The sequence below is a fragment of the Streptomyces sp. NPDC012637 genome, assembly GCF_042954805.1.
Taxonomy (GTDB): Bacteria; Actinomycetota; Actinomycetes; order Streptomycetales; family Streptomycetaceae; genus Streptomyces.
The window spans coordinates 95991-113256 of record NZ_JBIBDS010000011.1 but is presented as its reverse complement, the minus strand read 5'-3'; the positions used below and the strand labels follow the sequence as shown (position 1 = coordinate 113256).

Here is a 17266-nt window from a genome sequence, read left to right as displayed (position 1 = left end):
GAGGCAACCCCACATGAACGCAGTGACGCGTCGCGTCGTCATAGGTACGGCCGCGGTTTCCATGGCCCTCTCCCTCGCCGCCTGTGGCAAGGCCGGCGACAACGGTTCCGACGGTGCGAGCGGCGGCGACGGCAAGACCATCGGTCTGCTGCTGCCCGAGAACAAGACCACGCGCTACGAGACCTTCGACCGCCCGATCATCGAGGCGAAGATCAAGGCCCTCTGCTCCGACTGCGAGGTCAAGTACAACAACGCCGCGCAGGACACCGAGACGCAGAAGAAGCAGTTCGACGCCCTCGTCACCCAGGGCGTGAAGGTCATCATCCTGGACTCGGTCGACTACAAGGCCACCAAGTCCTGGGTGCAGCAGGCCGAGAAGAAGGGCGTCAAGGTCGTCGCGTACGACCGTCTGGCCGAGGGCCCGATCTCCGCCTACGTCTCGTACGACAACGAGAAGATCGGCCGCCTGCAGGGCGAGGCCCTGGTGAAGGCGCTCGGCGACAAGGCGAAGGAAGCCAACGTTGTCATGATCAACGGCTCGCCGACCGACCCGAACGCCCCGCTGTTCAAGAAGGGCGCTCACAGCGTCATCGACGGCGCCGTGAAGAAGGTCGTCTACGAGCAGGACATCCCGGACTGGTCCCCGGACGAGGCCAACAAGAAGATGGGTGCCGCCATCGACTCCCTGGGCAAGGACGGCTTCCAGGGCGTGTACTCCGCCAACGACGGCATGGCCGGCGGCATCATCACCGCCCTCAACAAGCAGGGCCTCAAGGTCCCGGTCGGCGGCCAGGACGCCGAACTCGCCGGTCTGCAGCGCATCCTGAAGGGCGACCAGTCCTTCACGATCTACAAGCAGATCAAGCCCGAGGCCGAGACCACCGCCGAGATCGCGGTCAAGCTCCTCAAGGGCGAGAAGATCGACGACCTCACCCCGGTCAAGGTCACCAGCCTCACCGGCGAGTTCAAGGACATCCCGGCCAAGCTCTACGACGCGCAGATCGTGACCAAGGAGAACATCGCCTCCACGATCATCGCGGACAACGTCTACAAGGCGGCCGACATCTGCACCGCCGAGTACAAGGCGGCCTGCGACGCGGCGGGCATCAAGTAACCCTCCCGTCCCACGGAACCGGTCCGGCGCACCCCGCCCCGTCTCAACGCCCCGCAAGCGGGGGCGGGGCGCCGGACTCCCCTCGTACCCCTCCTCCTCCCTCTCCCCTTGCCGAGGGAGGAACCCCCGCACCACATCCCCGCCGGTCAGGCGGCCAAGGAGATGATTCACGTGTCCGCTACGCCCGTGCTGGCGTTGCGCGGGGTCTCCAAGCGGTTCGGCGCCGTCCAGGTGCTCACCGATGTCGATCTGGAGATCCATGCCGGAGAGGTCGTCGCCCTGGTGGGCGACAACGGCGCCGGCAAGTCCACCCTCGTCAAGACGATCTCGGGCGTCCACCCGATCGACGAGGGCACCATCGAGTGGGACGGCCGTCCGGTCCAGATCACCAAGCCCCACGACTCCCAGAACCTCGGGGTCGCGACCGTCTACCAGGACCTGGCGCTCTGCGACAACCTCGACGTGGTCGCCAACCTCTTCCTCGGCAGCGAGCTCAGCTCCGCCCGGGTCCTGGACGAGATCGCCATGGAGAAGCGCGCCCGGGAGCTCCTGGACACGCTGTCCATCCGCATCCCGTCGGTCCGCATACCCGTGGCCGCCCTCTCCGGCGGCCAGCGCCAGGTCGTGGCGATCGCCCGCGCCCTGATCGGCGACCCGAAGATCGTCATCCTGGACGAGCCCACCGCCGCCCTCGGCGTCGAGCAGACCGCACAGGTGCTCGACCTCGTGGAGCGGCTGCGCGAGCGCGGCCACGGCGTCATCCTCATCAGCCACAACATGGCCGACGTCCGCGCCGTCGCGGACAAGGTCGCCGTGCTCCGCCTCGGCCGCAACAACGGTGTCTTCGACGTCAAGGACACCACCCACGAGACGATCATCGCCGCCATCACCGGTGCCACGGACAACGCCGTGACCCGCCGGCAGGCCCGTACCGCCTCGAAGGAGGACGCCAAGTGAGCGACCTCACGAAGAACCCCGCCCCGGAGACCCCCGACACCACCGTCGAGGAGTCGGCCGCCCCGGTCCCGGCCGTCGACCCCCGCCTCCTCGTCCGCGAGGAAGGCATCAAGGGCTACTGGACCGAGTTCACCCGCAAGATCCGCGGCGGCGAGCTCGGCTCGCTCCCCGTGATCCTCGGCCTGATCGTCATCGCGGTCGTCTTCCAGCTCCAGAACGCCAACTTCCTGTCCGCGAGCTCGGTCGCCAACGTCGCCGTGTACGCCTCCGGACTCGGCATCATGGCCGTCGGCATCGTCTTCGTCCTCGTCCTCGGCGAGATCGACCTCTCCATGGGCTCGGTCGCCGGCGTCGGCGCGGCCGTCTGGGCCGGCCTCCAGGTCAGCAACGGCATGAACGAGTGGCTGGCCATCCTGCTCGCGGTGCTCACCGGCACCGTCATCGGCGCGCTGCACGGCTTCTTCTTCGCGAAGATCGGCGTCCCGGCCTTCGTGGTCACCCTGGCCGGCTTCCTCGGCTGGATGGGCCTCCAGGAGTGGCTCATGGGCGGCGAGGGATCCATCAACACGCCGTCCGGCAGCGTGGTGGAGAACCTCACCAACTACTTCTTCGCCGACAAGATCGCCGCGTACGGCCTCGCCCTGGTCGCCATCGCCGCGTACCTGTTCTCGCTGCTGCGCGACAGCAGCCGCCGCAAGGCCGCCCTCCTGCCGGCCCGTCCGGTCAGCGAGATCGTGCTGCGCACCGCCGTGGTCGCGGTCCTCGTCCTCGTCGTCGCGTACGTCATGAACGAGCCCGCCGGTGCCCGCGGCCTGCCGCTCGCCCTGGTGCTCTTCCTGGCCGTCCTGGTGCTCGCCGACTTCGTCGCCCGCCGCACCCTCTTCGGCCGCAAGGTCTTCGCGGTCGGCGGCAACGCCGAGGCGGCCCGCCGCGCCGGCATCAACGTGGACCGGGTCCGGATCGCCGTCTTCGCGATCTCCGGCACCCTCGCCGCGTTCGGCGGCCTGTTCATCGCGAGCCTTTCCGGCGGCGCGACCAAGAGCCTCGGCGGCGGCAACACGCTGATGCTGGTCATCGCGGCGGCCGTGATCGGCGGCACCAGCCTCTTCGGCGGCCGCGGCAAGGTCTGGTCGGCACTCCTGGGCATGATCGTGATCCAGTCGATCCAGCAGGGCCTGAACATGATCGGCATGTCCAACGCGATCCAGAACATGATCACCGGCGCGGTGCTGCTCGCCGCCGTCGTGATCGACTCGGTGTCCCGCCGCACGCAGAAGACCGCGGGCCGCGCGTAACGCACACCACAGCCAGTCCGCCCGGCGCCGGGAAACCGTCGCCGGGCACTGCTGCGTCCGGACCAGTGGACGGGGCAGACGGATCAGTGGTGTGTCGGCCATCAGGGTGGTGCGCCACTCCGGGCCCGATGCCCACGATCCAAGACGGAACATTAGACTCGACAAATCGGCAAGCTCGACCAGTTCAAACGCAAGGAGGCACGGGTGGCTCTGCTGACCCGTATCAGGGGACCGCGAGATCTGGACCGGCTCTCCTCGGAACAGCTGGACCAGCTGGCCGAAGAGATCAGGTCGTTCCTCGTGGACGCCGTCTCCAAGACCGGCGGGCACCTCGGCCCCAACCTCGGCGTGGTCGAGCTGACCATCGCCCTGCACCGCGTCTTCGACTCGCCCAAGGACAAGGTCCTGTGGGACACCGGCCACCAGAGCTACGTGCACAAGCTGCTCACCGGCCGCCAGGACTTCTCCAAGCTGAAGATGAAGGGCGGCCTCTCCGGCTACCCCTCCCAGGCCGAGTCCGAGCACGACGTCATCGAGAACTCGCACGCCTCGACGGTCCTCGGCTGGGCCGACGGCCTCGCCAAGGCCAACCAGATCCTGAAGAAGGACGACCACGTCGTCGCCGTCATCGGTGACGGCGCGCTCACCGGCGGCATGGCCTGGGAGGCGCTGAACAACATCGCCGACGCCAAGGACCGCCCGCTCGTCATCGTCGTCAACGACAACGAGCGCTCCTACGCGCCCACCATCGGCGGCCTCGCCAACCACCTGGCCACCCTGCGCACCACCGACGGCTACGAGCGCTTCCTGGCCCGCGGCAAGGACATCCTGGAGCGCACGCCCGTCGTGGGGAAGCCGCTCTACGAGACGCTGCACGGCGCCAAGAAGGGCCTGAAGGACTTCATCGCCCCGCAGGGCATGTTCGAGGACCTCGGCCTGAAGTACGTCGGCCCCATCGACGGCCACGACATCGAGGCCCTGGAGTCCGCCCTCACCCGCGCCAAGCGCTTCGGCGGCCCGGTCATCGTGCACTGCCTCACCGAGAAGGGCCGCGGCTACCAGCCCGCCCTCCAGGACGAGGCCGACCGCTTCCACGCCGTCGGCAAGATCCACCCCGACACCGGTCTGCCGATCGCCTCCTCCGGCGCCGACTGGACCGGCGTCTTCGCCGAGGAGATGGTCGCGCTCGGCAAGGAGCGCGAGGACATCGTCGGCATCACCGCCGCCATGCTCCAGCCCGTCGGCCTCGACAAGTTCGCCAAGGCCTTCCCCGAGCGGGTGTTCGACGTCGGCATCGCCGAGCAGCACGCCGCGGTCTCCGCGGCCGGCCTCGCCACCGGCGGCCTCCACCCGGTCTTCGCGGTCTACGCGACCTTCCTCAACCGCGCCTTCGACCAGGTCCTGATGGACGTGGCCCTGCACAAGTGCGGCGTCACCTTCGTGCTCGACCGTGCCGGCGTCACCGGCACCGACGGCGCCTCCCACAACGGCATGTGGGACATGTCGATCCTCCAGGTCGTGCCGGGCCTCCGGCTCGCCGCGCCGCGCGACGCCGACCAGGTCCGCGCCCAGCTGCGCGAGGCCGTCGAGGTCACCGACGCGCCCACCGTGGTCCGCTTCTCCAAGGGCGCGGTCGGCCCGGCCGTCCCGGCCCTGCGCCGGGTCGGCGGCATGGACGTGCTGCGCGAGGCCGGCAGCGACAGGCCCGACGTGCTGCTCGTCTCCGTGGGCGCGCTCGCGCCCATGTGCCTGGAGATCGCCGACCTCCTCGACAAGCAGGGCATCTCCACCACCGTGGTCGACCCGCGCTGGGTCAAGCCGGTCGACGAGGCCCTGGCCCCGCTCGCCGAGCAGCACCGGGTGGTCGTCACCGTCGAGGACAACAGCCGCGTCGGCGGCGTCGGCTCCGCCGTCGCCCAGGCCCTGCGCGACGCGGGCGTGGACGTGCCGCTGCGCGACTTCGGCATCCCGCCGCGCTTCCTCGACCACGCCTCCCGTGGCGAGGTCCTGGCCGAGATCGGGCTGACCGCCCCGGACATCGCGCGTCAGGTCACCGGTCTGGTCTCGCGTCTCGACGGCAGGTTCGAGAGCAGCACCCAGGCCGTGGAGCCCGCGCGCGACTGATCGGGCGACTGACCTTCGGTCACCCAGCGTCAACTTTGGGCCGGTCGGACCACCCTTGCGGGTGCCGACCGGCCCTTCCGCGTGCATTCTGGCCTGAGGGCGGGCAGCCCCACTGCCAGGAGGTGCGACGGTGAGTACGGACCAGCAGCCACGCGCGAATTCCGGGATGTTCCGAACGAAGACGGTCGAGCAGTCGATCCGCGACACCGAGGAGCCCGAGCACGCGCTCAAGAAATCCCTCTCCGCCTGGGATCTGACGGTGTTCGGTGTCGGTGTCATCATCGGCACCGGCATCTTCGTGCTCACCGGAAAGGTCGCCAAGGAGAACGCGGGCCCGGCCACCGCCCTCGCGTTCGTGGCCGCGGGCATCGTCTGCGCCCTGGCGGCCCTGTGCTACGCGGAGTTCGCCTCGACCGTGCCGGTCGCCGGATCGGCGTACACCTTTGCGTACGCCTCCATCGGCGAGCTGCCGGCCTGGATCATCGGCTGGGACCTCGTCCTGGAGTTCGCGCTCGGCACCGCCGTCGTCGCCGTCGGCTGGTCCGGTTACGTCCGCTCCCTGATGGACAACGTCGACTGGCATCTGCCGGCCTCGCTCCAAGGCCCCGACGTGGCCGGCGGTACCTTCGACATCCTCGCGTTCCTGCTGGTCCTCGTGCTGACCGCGATCCTCGTCGTCGGCATGAAGCTGTCGGCCCGGATCACCGCGATCGTCGTCGCCATCAAGGTGACCGTGGTCATGATCGTCATCATCGCGGGCCTGTTCTTCATCGTCGGCGACAACTACGACCCCTTCATCCCGCCGGCCGTCACCCCCGAGGGCGGCGGCAACAACTGGGACTCGCCGATGGTGCAGCTCATCTTCGGTTACGAGCCCACCAACTTCGGCGTGATGGGCATCTTCACCGCCGCCTCGGTCGTCTTCTTCGCCTTCATCGGCTTCGACGTCGTCGCCACCGCCGCCGAGGAGACCAAGCTCCCGCAGCGCGACATGCCCCGCGGCATCCTCGGCTCGCTCTTCATCTGCACCGTGCTCTACGTGGCCGTCGCGCTCGTCGTCACCGGCATGCAGCACTACACCGAACTGTCCGTCAGCGCCCCGCTCGCCGACGCCTTCAAGGCCGTCGGACACCCGTTCTACGCGGGCGTCATCAGCTTCGGCGCCGCCGTCGGTCTCACCACGGTCTGTCTGATCCTGCTGCTCGGCCAGACCCGCGTCTTCTTCGCGATGAGCCGCGACGGGCTGCTGCCCCGCTTCTTCTCGGTGACGCACCCGAGGTTCAAGACGCCGTACCGGCCGACCATCCTGCTCGGCGTGGTCATCGCGATCGTCTCCGGCTTCACCAGCATCAACGAGCTCGCCACCCTGGTGAACATCGGCACCCTGTTCGCCTTCGTCATGGTCGCCGCCGGCGTGATCGTCCTGCGCCGCACCCGCCCCGACCTGCACCGCGCCTTCCGCACCCCGTGGGTGCCGGTGCTGCCGGTCCTCTCCATCGCCGCCTCGCTGTGGCTGATGCTCAACCTGCCCGGCGAGACCTGGTTCCGCTTCGCGGTGTGGATGCTCATCGGCATCGTCGTCTACTTCCTGTACGGAAGGAGCCACAGCCGCCTCGGCAAGGTGGGCCAGGACGCGAAGTACTGACGTCCCGGGATCAGGGCAGGCTCCGCGGACCGACGCAGTCCGCACCCGCCTCCGCCACCCGCCGCCGCAGCTCCCGGTCGGCCGTGACCACCAGGCACGGCCGGCCGGCCGCGTTCCGGGCCAGCTCCGCGATCAGGTCGTCGCCGCTCCCGGGCGCGTCCTCGACCCGTACCCCCGGCACGGACTCCACGCCCCGGGCCCGGCCCTCGACGACGAGCACGATCTCGTACGGTCCGCCCTCCGGACCGCCCCGCTCGGCCAGCCGGTCCCGCAGCCGCTCCGCGGCCCCGCGCCGGTCCTTCCACCATCCGTCGGGCACCGACCCGACCACGTTGGCACCGTCGACGATCAGCAGGGGCAGCAGGTCCATGGGGACAGCATGACGGCCCGGCACCACCATCGTGGTGCCGGGCCGTCACACGTACGGGTTACGCGGCTGCGTTACGCGGGGACGCTCGCCACGCCCTGCGCCAGGAACCGCTTGCCGTTGACGCGCTCGGAGACGCCCTCACGGTCCAGGTACGGCGTGATGCCGCCCAGGTGGAAGGGCCAGCCGGCACCGGTGATCAGGCAGAGGTCGATGTCCTGCGCCTCGGCGACGACACCCTCCTCCAGCATCAGGCCGATCTCCTGCGCCACCGCGTCCAGGACGCGGTCACGGGCCTGCTCCTCGGTCAGCACGACGTCGCCCTGCTTCAGGAGCGCGGCGACCTCGGGGTCGAGCTCCGGCTTGAAGCCGTTCTCCGCGTTGTAGACGTAGAAGCCGCGCTTGCCGGCCTCGACGACCGCCTTCAGGTTGGGGGAGACCGTGAAGCGCTCCGGGAAGGCGCGGTTCAGGGTCTCGGAGACGTGCAGACCGATCGCCGGGCCGACGAGCTCCAGGAGGACCAGCGGGGACATCGGCAGGCCCAGCGGCTCGACCGCCTTCTCCGCCGTGGCCACCGGGGTGCCCTCGTCGATGATGTTCTGGATCTCGCCCATGAAGCGGGTCAGGATGCGGTTCACGACGAACGCCGGGGCGTCCTTCGTCAGCACACCCGTCTTCTTCAGCTTCTTGGCGACGGCGAAGGCCGTGGCCAGCGAGGCGTCGTCGGTCTTCTCGCCGCGGACGATCTCCAGGAGCGGCAGGATCGCGACCGGGTTGAAGAAGTGGAAGCCGACCACGCGCTCGGGGTGCTTGAGCTTCGAGGCCATCTCGGAGACCGAGAGCGAGGAGGTGTTGGTGGCGAGGATCGCGTGCGCCGGGGCGACCGCCTCGACCTCGGCGAACACCTTCTGCTTGACGGACATCTCCTCGAACACGGCCTCGATGATGAAGTCCGCGTCCGCGAAGCCCGCCGCCTTGTCCAGGACACCGGAGACCAGGCCCTTGAGACGGTTGGCCTTGTCCTGGTTGATGCGGCCCTTGCCGAGCAGCTTCTCGATCTCGCCGTGGACGTAGCCGACGCCCTTGTCGACGCGCTCCTGGTCGATGTCGGTCAGGACGACCGGCACCTCGAGGCGGCGCAGGAAGAGCAGGGCCAGCTGGGAGGCCATCAGACCGGCGCCGACGACGCCGACCTTGGTGACCGGGCGGGCCAGGTTCTTGTCCGGCGCGCCGGCCGGGCGCTTGCCGCGCTTCTGCACCAGGTTGAAGGCGTAGATGCCGGAGCGCAGCTCGCCGCCCATGATCAGGTCCGCGAGGGCCTGGTCCTCGGCGTCGAAGCCCTTCTGCAGGTCGCCGTCCTTGGCGGCCTCGACGATGTCGAGGGCGCGGTAGGCGGCCGGGGCGGCGCCGTGCACCTTGGAGTCGGCGATGGCACGGCCCTTGGCGACGGCCTGGTCCCAGGCCTCGCCGCGGTCGATCTCGGCACGCTCGACCGTGACGGAGCCGTTCAGGACACCGGCGGTCCAGATGAGCGACTGCTCCAGGAAGTCGGCGCCCTCGAAGATCGCGTCGGCGATGCCGAGCTCGAAGACCTGCTTGCCCTTGAGCTGACGGTTCTGGTTGAGGCTGTTCTCGATGATGACCGAGACGGCCTTCTCCGCGCCGATCAGGTTCGGCAGGATCGTGCAGCCGCCCCAGCCGGGCACCAGGCCGAGGAAGACCTCGGGCAGCGAGAAGGCCGGCAGGGCCTTCGACACGGTGCGGTAGGTGCAGTGCAGACCGACCTCGACACCGCCGCCCATGGCGGCACCGTTGTAGTACGCGAAGGTCGGCACGGCGAGCCCGGCGAGACGCTTGAAGACGTCGTGGCCGCCCTTGCCGATGGCGAGCGCGTCGGAGTGCTGCTTGAGCAGCTCGACGCCCTTGAGGTCCGCGCCGACGGCGAAGATGAACGGCTTGCCGGTGATGCCGACGCCGACGATCTCACCGTTCGCGGCCTCGGCCTCGACCTGGTCGATCGCCGTGTTCAGGTTGGCGAGCGACTGCGGGCCGAAGGTGGTCGGCTTGGTGTGGTCGAAGCCGTTGTCCAGCGTGATCAGCGCGAACCGGCCCGCACCCGCGGGGAGTTCGAAGTGACGTACGTGGGCCGAGGTGACGACCTCGTCCGGGAAGAGCTCGGCGGCGCCCTTCAGAAGCTCTGCGGTGGTGCTCACTTGCTGCCTCCGGCGTCCTTGTGGTTCGGGTTCTCCCAGATGACCGTGGCGCCCATGCCGAAGCCGACGCACATGGTGGTGAGGCCGTAGCGGACCTCCGGCTGCTCCTCGAACTGGCGGGCCAGCTGCGTCATCAGACGGACGCCGGAGGAGGCGAGCGGGTGGCCGTACGCGATCGCGCCGCCGTACTGGTTGACGCGGGCGTCGTCGTCGGCGATGCCGTAGTGCTCCAGGAAGGCGAGGACCTGGACGGCGAAGGCCTCGTTGATCTCGAACAGCTGGATGTCGTCGATCGACAGACCGGCCTTGGCCAGGGCCTTCTCGGTGGCCGGGATCGGGCCGTAGCCCATGACCTCGGGCTCGACGCCGGCGAAGGCGTACGAGACCAGGCGCATCTTCACCGGGAGGTTGTTCTCGCGGGCGAAGTCCTCGGAGGCGATGATCGAGGCGGTGGCGCCGTCGTTGAGGCCGGCCGCGTTGCCCGCGGTGACGTTGCCGTGGACGCGGAACGGCGTCTTCAGGTTCGCCAGCGACTCCAGCGTGGTGCCCGGGCGCATCGGCTCGTCGGCGGTGACCAGGCCCCAGCCGGTCTCGCCGGCCTCGGCGTTGGTGCGGCGGACCGAGATCGGCACCAGGTCCTGCTGGATCTTGCCGTCGGCGTACGCCTTGGCGGCCTTCTCCTGCGAGCGCACGGCGTACTCGTCGGCGCGCTGCTTGGTGATGGTCGGGTAGCGGTCGTGCAGGTTCTCGGCGGTCATGCCCATGAAGAGGGCGGACTCGTCGACCAGCTTCTCGCTGACGAACCGCGGGTTCGGGTCCACGCCCTCGCCCATGGGGTGACGGCCCATGTGCTCGACACCACCAGCGATGACGGCGTCGTACGCGCCGAACGCGATGGAGCCGGCGACCGAGGTGACGGCGGTGAGGGCACCGGCGCACATGCGGTCGATGGAGTAGCCCGGCACGGACTGCGGCAGACCGGCGAGGATGCCGGCCGTGCGGCCGAGGGTCAGGCCCTGGTCGCCGATCTGCGTGGTCGCGGCGATGGCGACCTCGTCGATCTTCTTCGGGTCGAGGCCGGGGTTGCGGCGCAGCAGCTCCCGGATGGCCTTCACGACGAGGTCGTCGGCGCGGGTCTCGTGGTAGATGCCCTTCGGGCCCGCCTTGCCGAACGGGGTACGGACGCCGTCGACGAAGACGACGTCCCTGACGGTACGAGGCACGATGGCTCTCCTCCAGGGTGCGGGATGGCACTGCTGCTGCTGGGCGCGCGGCCCGGCACGCGGCTAAGCGCGCGCTTGCTACCCCCATGCTACTTGCGGGTAACCAAGCTGCCCAGTCCCCCCGCCCCAAGCGGCGAACGTCACACCTCCCGCGCCGGGGGCGGAGCACGCGCGTGCGCCCCCCATGCGCCCGTCCGATCGAAGGGTTTCCCCGTCCTGATGGGCTCCGACCGGCGATCCGGCCGCACGGACGGGTACGCATCGAACCGGTCCGGCGTCGTCACGGCGCCGGGCACCGGACCGAGCGCGGAAGGATTCCCATGGCAGCGATCATCACGACGGACCACGAGGTCCCCCACAAGTCCACCGTCCCCGCGAACCTGGACGACATGGTCAAGCTCTTCGTGCGGGAGCGGGACGGCACGCCCCTGGGACACCTCCCGGAGCGCAAGGCCGTTCTCATGCTGCACGGCCGGAGCGTCCCGGCGCTGGCGGCCTTCGACCTCCAGCACGGCTCCTACAGCTGGGGGGAGCAGCTGGCCCAGGCCGGCTACGACGTCTTCATGATGGACCTCCAGGGCTCCGGACGGTCGCCGCGCCCCATGATGGACGACCCGCGCAATGCCAACCCGGCCAACCAGAACCTTCTGAAGCCGCGACCCCCGGGATTCGTCGCCGGCCCGCCGCACTACGCGTTCCAGCTGAACAACTCGTACAGCGACCGGGACGAGCTGCACACCGTCGTGGAGTACATCCGCAAAGAGCGCCAGGTGGACAAGATCGCGTTCATCGCCTACTCCGCCGGGGCGATCACCATGGGGCCGTACGCCGTGAACAACCCCACCAAGGTGGAGAGCCTCTTCCTGCTGGCGCCGGTCTTCCCGCCCGACGGCACGTCGAACCCGCCGAGCACGCTCCCGCAGCCGGGCTTCCCGATGTTCCTGGGCACGCGGTGGGGTCTCGAGTCGGCGTGGAACAGCGAACTGGGCTGCGACGGCCAGCGTGAACTCGGCATCGTCGAGAAGGCCTGGGCCGCGATGATGGCGAACGACCCCGTGGGCAGCACGTGGGGACCGCCGGAGGGCCTCAACCGGATCCGGAACTTCGTCCGGTGGGGCTGGAACAAGACGACCGCGGCACAGGACGGTGTCCTCGGCGGAGCCGTGCCCGTGCTGATCGTGTACGGAGAGCACGACGCCACGGTGAACACGTCACCGCCCAGCTCCAACCCGGAACTCAACTTCTCCGTCCCCGCGCTCTACGAGGCCGTCACCGGCGCCCACAAGCTCATGGTCAAGCTCGACTGCGCGGGTCACACGGTGGTCTGGGAGCAGCAGCACAAGAACGTGCACAACCTCTCGAAGCACTGGCTCAAGCACCTCAAGGTCGACGGCAAGACCCAGGGCGTCTTCGACATGAGCACGAACGGCGACCTCAGCCCGGCCCCGTGAGGGAGACCGCACGACAAAGCCCCCGGTGCGCCGGCACCGGGGGCTCCGCAACGCGTACGGCAGCCGCTCAGGCCTGGGCCGCCAGCGCCGCCGCGAGCAGCGGCGTGACCAGCTCGACCTGCCACGGACGGGCGCCGTAGCCGGCGAGGGCCGCCGCGACCGCGTCCGGGGTCGCCGCCGGCGGCTCCCAGCACACCCGGCGGACCGTGTCGGGCGTGATGAGGTTCTCCTGCGGCAGGTTCAGCTCCTCCGCGAGCGCCGACACCGCGGTGCGCGCCGCCGCGAGGCGGGCCGCGGCGGCCGGGTCCTTGTCCGCCCAGGCGCGCGGCGGCGGCGGGCCCGCCACCGGCTGGCCCGGCTGGGGCAGCTCGGCGTCCGGCAGGGCCTTCGCCCGGTCCACGGCAGCCTGCCACTGCTCCAGCTGGCGCCGGCCCATCCGCTGGCCGAAGCCGGGCAGGGCGGACAGGGCGTTCGCGTTCGGCGGCAGCGCGAGCGCGGCCTCCACGATCGCCGCGTCGCTCAGCACCTTGCCGGGCGAGACGTCGCGTCGCTGGGCGACCCGGTCACGGGCCGTCCACAGCTCCCGCACCACCGCCATCTGACGGCGCCGGCGGACCTTGTGCATGCCCGACGTGCGGCGCCAGGGGTCCTTGCGCGGCGGGGCGGGCGGCGCGGAGGCGATGGCGTCGAACTCCTGGAGCGCCCACTCCAGCTTGCCCTGCCGGTCGAGCTCCTTCTCCAGCTCGTCGCGCAGGTCGACGAGGAGTTCCACGTCCAGCGCCGCGTAACGCAGCCAGGGCTCGGGCAGCGGGCGGGTGGACCAGTCGACCGCGGAGTGACCCTTCTCCAGGGCGTAGCCGAGGACCGACTCGACCATCGCGCCGAGACCGACCCGCGGGAAGCCGGCCAGCCGCCCGGCCAGCTCGGTGTCGAAGAGCCGCGTCGGCACCATGCCTATGTCGCGCAGGCACGGCAGGTCCTGGGTCGCGGCGTGCAGGATCCACTCGGTGCCGGCCAGGGCCTCGCCGAGCCCGGACAGATCGGGACAGCCCACCGGGTCGATCAGCGCGGTGCCCGCGCCCTCGCGGCGCAGCTGGACGAGGTAGGCGCGCTGCCCGTACCGGTAGCCGGAGGCGCGCTCGGCGTCGACGGCGACGGGGCCGCGGCCGGCCGCGAAGGCGGCGGTCACCTCGGCGAGGGCGTCCTCGGTCTCGACGACGGGCGGAATGCCCTCGCGGGGTTCGAGCAGCGGGATCGGCAGCCCATGCGCAGGGACGTCGTCGTCCGAGGGGGCGCCCCCGGTGGTTCGCAGTGCGGTGTCACTCGCGGTGTCTTGGGCGTCGGTCACCTGTCAAGGGTATCTGTGAATGGCAAGCGCCCAACGACGGAACATCCGGACAGGTCGGAGACCGGCCCGGATGTAGAGGGAACGTTCCGTCGACAGCCGTCCGCTGCCTTTCACCCCGTGTGCGGGGCCCCAGTGCTCAGTGGATGATCCCGGTGCGCAGGGCCACGGCGACCATGCCGGCGCGGTCGCCGGTGCCCAGCTTGCGGGCGATGCGGGCCAGGTGGCTCTTCACGGTGAGGGCCGAGAGGCCCATGGAGACGCCGATCGCCTTGTTGGACTGGCCTTCGGCGACGAGCCTGAGGACCTCGACCTCGCGGCCGGAGAGCTCGCGGTAGCCGCCCGGGTGGCTCGGGGCACCCGGGGGGCGGCGGTGGCCGAGGCGGGCGGCGGCGGAACCGATGGGGGCCGCACCGGGCCGGGTGGGGTGCCCGATGTTGGTGCGGGTTCCGGTGACGACGTAGCCCTTGACGCCCCCGGCGAGGGCGTTGCGCACGGCGCCGATGTCGTCGGCGGCGGAGAGGGCGAGGCCGTTGGGCCAGCCCGCCGCGCGGGTCTCGGACAGCAGGGTCAGGCCGCTGCCGTCGGGCAGGTGGACGTCGGCCACGCAGATGTCGCGCGGGTTGCCGACGCGGGGACGGGCCTCCGCGATGGACGACGCCTCGATGACGTCGCGCACCCCGAGCGCCCACAGGTGGCGGGTGACGGTGGAGCGGACGCGTGGGTCGGCCACGACGACCATGGCCGTCGGCTTGTTCGGGCGGTAGGCGACCAGGCTTGCGGGCTGCTCGAGGAGAACGGACACCAGGCCTCCTGGGGAAGGTGGGGGACGGAGCCGGCTCGGGGAAGAAGCCGGGGGCGAACCCGTGCTGTGAAGGGGTCACTGACTCCTTCGGCAGCTGGGCCGCCCGCCTTTAGAGAAAGATCACGATTTGGTGAGTAACAATTGGGGCAATTCGGACGCGTGATCGATCATCGTACGAGCCTCACGCGTTCCGCACCCGAAAGTGTCCGAAAAACGACGCTGTGAGACACCCGCCGCCCGCCGAGGCCGACCGACGACGACGCGGCGGACGCGCGTGCCGGGCGCCGGGGCGCCGACGGGATCCGGAAGACGCGCCCTAAGGCTGCTGCGGTCCCCGCCGCTGGGGCAGCGAGACGACCCCGGCGCCCGACGTCGTCCCCGCGCCCGGACCCGTACCGCCCTCGCCCGGCTCGACCGGCGCCGGCGGCAGCCCCGCCACCTGGCACAGCAGGTCGCACCAGGCCGCCAGGTGCGCCCCGGCGTCCGGCACCCCGGCCGGGCCCTCCTGCGGCGTCCACGAGGCCCGGATCTCGATCTGCGTCGCCGGGCGGCGCTCCGCGAGCCCGCCGAAGTAGTGCGAGCCCGCCATGGTGACGGTGCCGCTCGCCTCCCCGTACGACAGCCCACGCGCCTCGAACGCCCCGGTCAGCCAGGACCAGCAGACCTCCGGGAGCAGCGGGTCCGCCGCCATCTCCGGCTCCAGCTCCGCCCGGACCAGCGTCACCATCCGGAAGGTGCCCTTCCAGGCGTCGTGCCCGGCCGGGTCGTGCAGCAGCACGAGCCGCCCGTCCGCCAGGTCCTGCTCGCCCTCCACGACCGCCGCCTCCAGGGCGTACGCGTACGGGGCGAGCCGCTGCGGCGGCCGGGTCGGGTCCACCTCGACCTCCGGCCGCAGCCGGGTCGCGCGCAGCTCCTCGACCGCCCGCCGGAACGCGGCCGGTACCGGGTTCTTCTCCGTGGGTTCCACCCTGTCGCCCGCCGTCTGCCTCGTCCCTCGAATGCCGTCGGAATGATCGGAAGAATGTCCCTGAGCCGCAGCCATGCGGGGAAGAGTAGGCGGAACGGGGCCCGTGCGCAGGGAGGGACACCCGGGCCGGGCGAGCGGCTTCTCGCCACATGCGAAGATTCTGGGCGTGAGCGCCAACCACGGCCCCGAGGGGCAGCAGACGAAGCACCAGCCGCAGACGTACGACTCCGCCTTCCTCAAGGCGTGCCGGCGCGAGCCCGTGCCCCACGCGCCGGTCTGGTTCATGCGGCAGGCCGGGCGGTCCCTGCCCGAGTACCTCAAGGTCCGCGAGGGCATCCCCATGCTCGAGTCGTGCATGCGGCCCGAGCTGGTCACCGAGATCACCCTGCAGCCGGTGCGCCGCCACAAGGTCGACGCGGCGATCTACTTCAGCGACATCGTCGTCCCGCTCAAGGCCATCGGCATCGACCTCGACATCAAGCCCGGAGTCGGCCCGGTCGTCGCCGAGCCGATCCGCACCCGTGCCGACCTGGACCGGCTGCGCGACCTGACCCCGGAGGACGTCCGGTACGTCACCGAGGCCATCGGCATGCTCACCGCCGAGCTCGGCGGGACCCCGCTGATCGGCTTCGCCGGCGCGCCGTTCACCCTCGCGAGCTACCTCGTCGAGGGCGGTCCGTCGCGCAACCACGAGCACACCAAGGCGCTCATGTACGGCGACCCGCAGCTGTGGGCCGATCTGCTCGACCGCCTCGCCGAGATCACCTCGGCCTTCCTCAAGGTGCAGATCGAGGCGGGTGCCTCCGCCGTCCAGCTCTTCGACTCCTGGGTCGGCGCCCTCGCCCCCGCCGACTACCGCCGCTCGGTCATGCCGGCCTCGGTGAAGGTCTTCGACGCGGTCGCCCACTACGGCGTCCCGCGCATCCACTTCGGCGTGGGCACGGGTGAGCTGCTCGGCCTCATGGGCGAGGCCGGTGCGGACGTCGTGGGCGTCGACTGGCGCGTCCCGCTCGACGAGGCGGCCCGCCGGGTCGGCCCCGGCAAGGCGCTCCAGGGCAACCTCGACCCGGCCGTGCTGTTCTCCTCGCGGGAGGCCGTGGAGGCCAAGACGGACGAGGTCCTGGCCGCCGCGGCGGGCCTGGAGGGCCACGTGTTCAACCTCGGTCACGGGGTGCTGCCGACGACCGACCCGGACGCGCTGACCCGCCTGGTGGAGTACGTGCACACGCGGACGGCCGTCTGACGGCCGTCCGCGTGCGGGCGGGGCTCAGGGCCCGCAGTTGACGGGCGGCTTGCCCGAGCCCACCCGGCAGTAGTTGACGCCGGTGCCGCCGTCGACGGAGCCCGCGTTCGTGCCGACGAGGAGGAAGTCGTTCCCGTCGCCGCCGTGGACCTCGCCGCCCAGTGCGACCGCGCCGTCGACCCGGATGTGGTCGCCGCCGGTGTTGCCGCGGACGGCGCCGGTCACGGTCCCGGTGACGACGATGTAGTCGGCGCCGCCCTCACCGCGGACCAGGTCGCCGGAGGCGACCGAGCCGCACGTGATGTAGTCGGCGCCCGGCGTGCCGATGATGCTCTGACCGGTGACGGGGACGCCGTTGACCCGGCAGCTCGTCTCCGCGTGCGCGGGCGTCGCGGTGAGGGCGAGCGGGGCTATGACGAGCGTGGCGGCGCAGAGCGCGCGCAGTGTGTGTCTGATCATGCCCCCAGTCACCCACGGTGACGCGCGGGGCGCAATCCGTCACCACCCGTCACTGCGC

The 17266-nt window shown here is 70.7% G+C and carries 14 protein-coding genes; 7 read left to right on the top strand and 7 right to left on the bottom strand.

Annotation, left to right across the window (positions count from 1 at the left end; all coding sequences use genetic code 11):
• Positions 1–13 precede the first annotated feature (13 nt).
• The 5 genes from ACFY8W_RS35180 (at position 14) to ACFY8W_RS35160 (ending at position 7135) form a co-directional block, all read left to right on the top strand.
• Complete coding sequence (locus ACFY8W_RS35180; RefSeq protein WP_391114502.1) at positions 14–1114, top strand: substrate-binding domain-containing protein; 1101 nt, start codon at positions 14–16, stop codon at positions 1112–1114.
• Between the two features lie 162 nt (positions 1115–1276).
• On the top strand, positions 1277–2071 hold the full coding sequence (locus ACFY8W_RS35175) for an ATP-binding cassette domain-containing protein (protein WP_128981030.1): 795 nt from the start codon (positions 1277–1279) through the stop codon (positions 2069–2071).
• A complete protein-coding gene (locus ACFY8W_RS35170; protein WP_391114498.1) occupies positions 2068–3366 on the top strand; it encodes a sugar ABC transporter permease in 1299 nt (432 codons plus the stop codon). Before ACFY8W_RS35175 ends, ACFY8W_RS35170 begins: the two co-directional genes overlap by 4 nt.
• Positions 3367–3570: 204 nt before the next feature.
• Positions 3571–5490 (top strand): 1-deoxy-D-xylulose-5-phosphate synthase, encoded by a 1920-nt coding sequence (gene dxs, locus ACFY8W_RS35165; RefSeq protein WP_391114496.1) that lies wholly within the window; start codon positions 3571–3573, stop codon positions 5488–5490.
• 166 nt (positions 5491–5656) lie between these two features.
• Positions 5657–7135, top strand: a complete 1479-nt coding sequence (locus ACFY8W_RS35160; RefSeq protein WP_391114493.1) for an amino acid permease — start codon at positions 5657–5659, stop codon at positions 7133–7135.
• A 10-nt stretch (positions 7136–7145) separates the two neighbouring features.
• Here the strand turns inward: ACFY8W_RS35160 and ACFY8W_RS35155 are convergent, their stop codons facing one another.
• The 3 genes from ACFY8W_RS35155 to ACFY8W_RS35145 form a co-directional block, all read right to left on the bottom strand.
• Complete coding sequence (locus ACFY8W_RS35155) at positions 7146–7505, bottom strand: NTP pyrophosphohydrolase (RefSeq protein ID WP_391114490.1); 360 nt, start codon at positions 7503–7505, stop codon at positions 7146–7148.
• A gap of 71 nt (positions 7506–7576) precedes the next feature.
• Positions 7577–9715, bottom strand: coding sequence for a 3-hydroxyacyl-CoA dehydrogenase NAD-binding domain-containing protein (locus ACFY8W_RS35150; protein WP_391114488.1), 2139 nt, complete (start codon positions 9713–9715; stop codon positions 7577–7579).
• The gene (locus ACFY8W_RS35145) at positions 9712–10938 is read right to left on the bottom strand and encodes an acetyl-CoA C-acyltransferase (RefSeq protein ID WP_391114486.1); all 1227 of its coding nucleotides are present in this window, start codon (positions 10936–10938) and stop codon (positions 9712–9714) included. Before ACFY8W_RS35145 ends, ACFY8W_RS35150 begins: the two co-directional genes overlap by 4 nt.
• 320 nt (positions 10939–11258) lie before the next feature.
• Here ACFY8W_RS35145 and ACFY8W_RS35140 point away from each other — a divergent pair, with 320 nt between their 5' ends.
• Positions 11259–12389 carry an alpha/beta fold hydrolase gene (locus ACFY8W_RS35140; protein ID WP_391114483.1) on the top strand — a complete coding sequence of 377 codons (1131 nt, stop codon included), beginning with the start codon at positions 11259–11261 and terminating at the stop codon, positions 12387–12389.
• A gap of 67 nt (positions 12390–12456) precedes the next feature.
• Here the strand turns inward: ACFY8W_RS35140 and ACFY8W_RS35135 are convergent, their stop codons facing one another.
• From ACFY8W_RS35135 to ACFY8W_RS35125, 3 genes are all read right to left on the bottom strand, one after another.
• Positions 12457–13737, bottom strand: a complete 1281-nt coding sequence (locus ACFY8W_RS35135; protein ID WP_391114481.1) for an HRDC domain-containing protein — start codon at positions 13735–13737, stop codon at positions 12457–12459.
• Between the two features lie 136 nt (positions 13738–13873).
• Positions 13874–14539, bottom strand: coding sequence for a response regulator transcription factor (locus tag ACFY8W_RS35130; protein ID WP_017242457.1), 666 nt, complete (start codon positions 14537–14539; stop codon positions 13874–13876).
• Between the two features lie 316 nt (positions 14540–14855).
• Entirely contained in the window at positions 14856–15581 is a 726-nt protein-coding gene (locus tag ACFY8W_RS35125; protein WP_391114478.1) for a DUF3000 family protein, read from the bottom strand.
• Between the two features lie 91 nt (positions 15582–15672).
• Here ACFY8W_RS35125 and hemE point away from each other — a divergent pair, with 91 nt between their 5' ends.
• Positions 15673–16749 carry a uroporphyrinogen decarboxylase gene (gene hemE / locus ACFY8W_RS35120; protein WP_391114475.1) on the top strand — a complete coding sequence of 359 codons (1077 nt, stop codon included), beginning with the start codon at positions 15673–15675 and terminating at the stop codon, positions 16747–16749.
• 24 nt (positions 16750–16773) lie between these two features.
• Here the strand turns inward: hemE and ACFY8W_RS35115 are convergent, their stop codons facing one another.
• Complete coding sequence (locus ACFY8W_RS35115; protein ID WP_391114473.1) at positions 16774–17208, bottom strand: hypothetical protein; 435 nt, start codon at positions 17206–17208, stop codon at positions 16774–16776.
• Positions 17209–17266: the final 58 nt, after the last annotated feature.

What these genes read in the sequence shown, in the direction of transcription:
- ACFY8W_RS35180 (WP_391114502.1), top strand. Translation starts at nt 14, where the DNA reads ATGAACGCAGTGACGCGTCGCGTCGTCATAGGTACGGCCGCGGTTTCC.
- ACFY8W_RS35175 (WP_128981030.1), top strand. Translation starts at nt 1,277, where the DNA reads ATGATTCACGTGTCCGCTACGCCCGTGCTGGCGTTGCGCGGGGTCTCC.
- ACFY8W_RS35160 (WP_391114493.1), top strand. Translation starts at nt 5,657, where the DNA reads ATGTTCCGAACGAAGACGGTCGAGCAGTCGATCCGCGACACCGAGGAG.
- ACFY8W_RS35155 (WP_391114490.1), bottom strand. Translation starts at nt 7,505, where the DNA reads ATGGACCTGCTGCCCCTGCTGATCGTCGACGGTGCCAACGTGGTCGGG.
- ACFY8W_RS35140 (WP_391114483.1), top strand. Translation starts at nt 11,259, where the DNA reads ATGGCAGCGATCATCACGACGGACCACGAGGTCCCCCACAAGTCCACC.
- ACFY8W_RS35125 (WP_391114478.1), bottom strand. Translation starts at nt 15,581, where the DNA reads ATGGCTGCGGCTCAGGGACATTCTTCCGATCATTCCGACGGCATTCGA.
- ACFY8W_RS35115 (WP_391114473.1), bottom strand. Translation starts at nt 17,208, where the DNA reads ATGATCAGACACACACTGCGCGCGCTCTGCGCCGCCACGCTCGTCATA.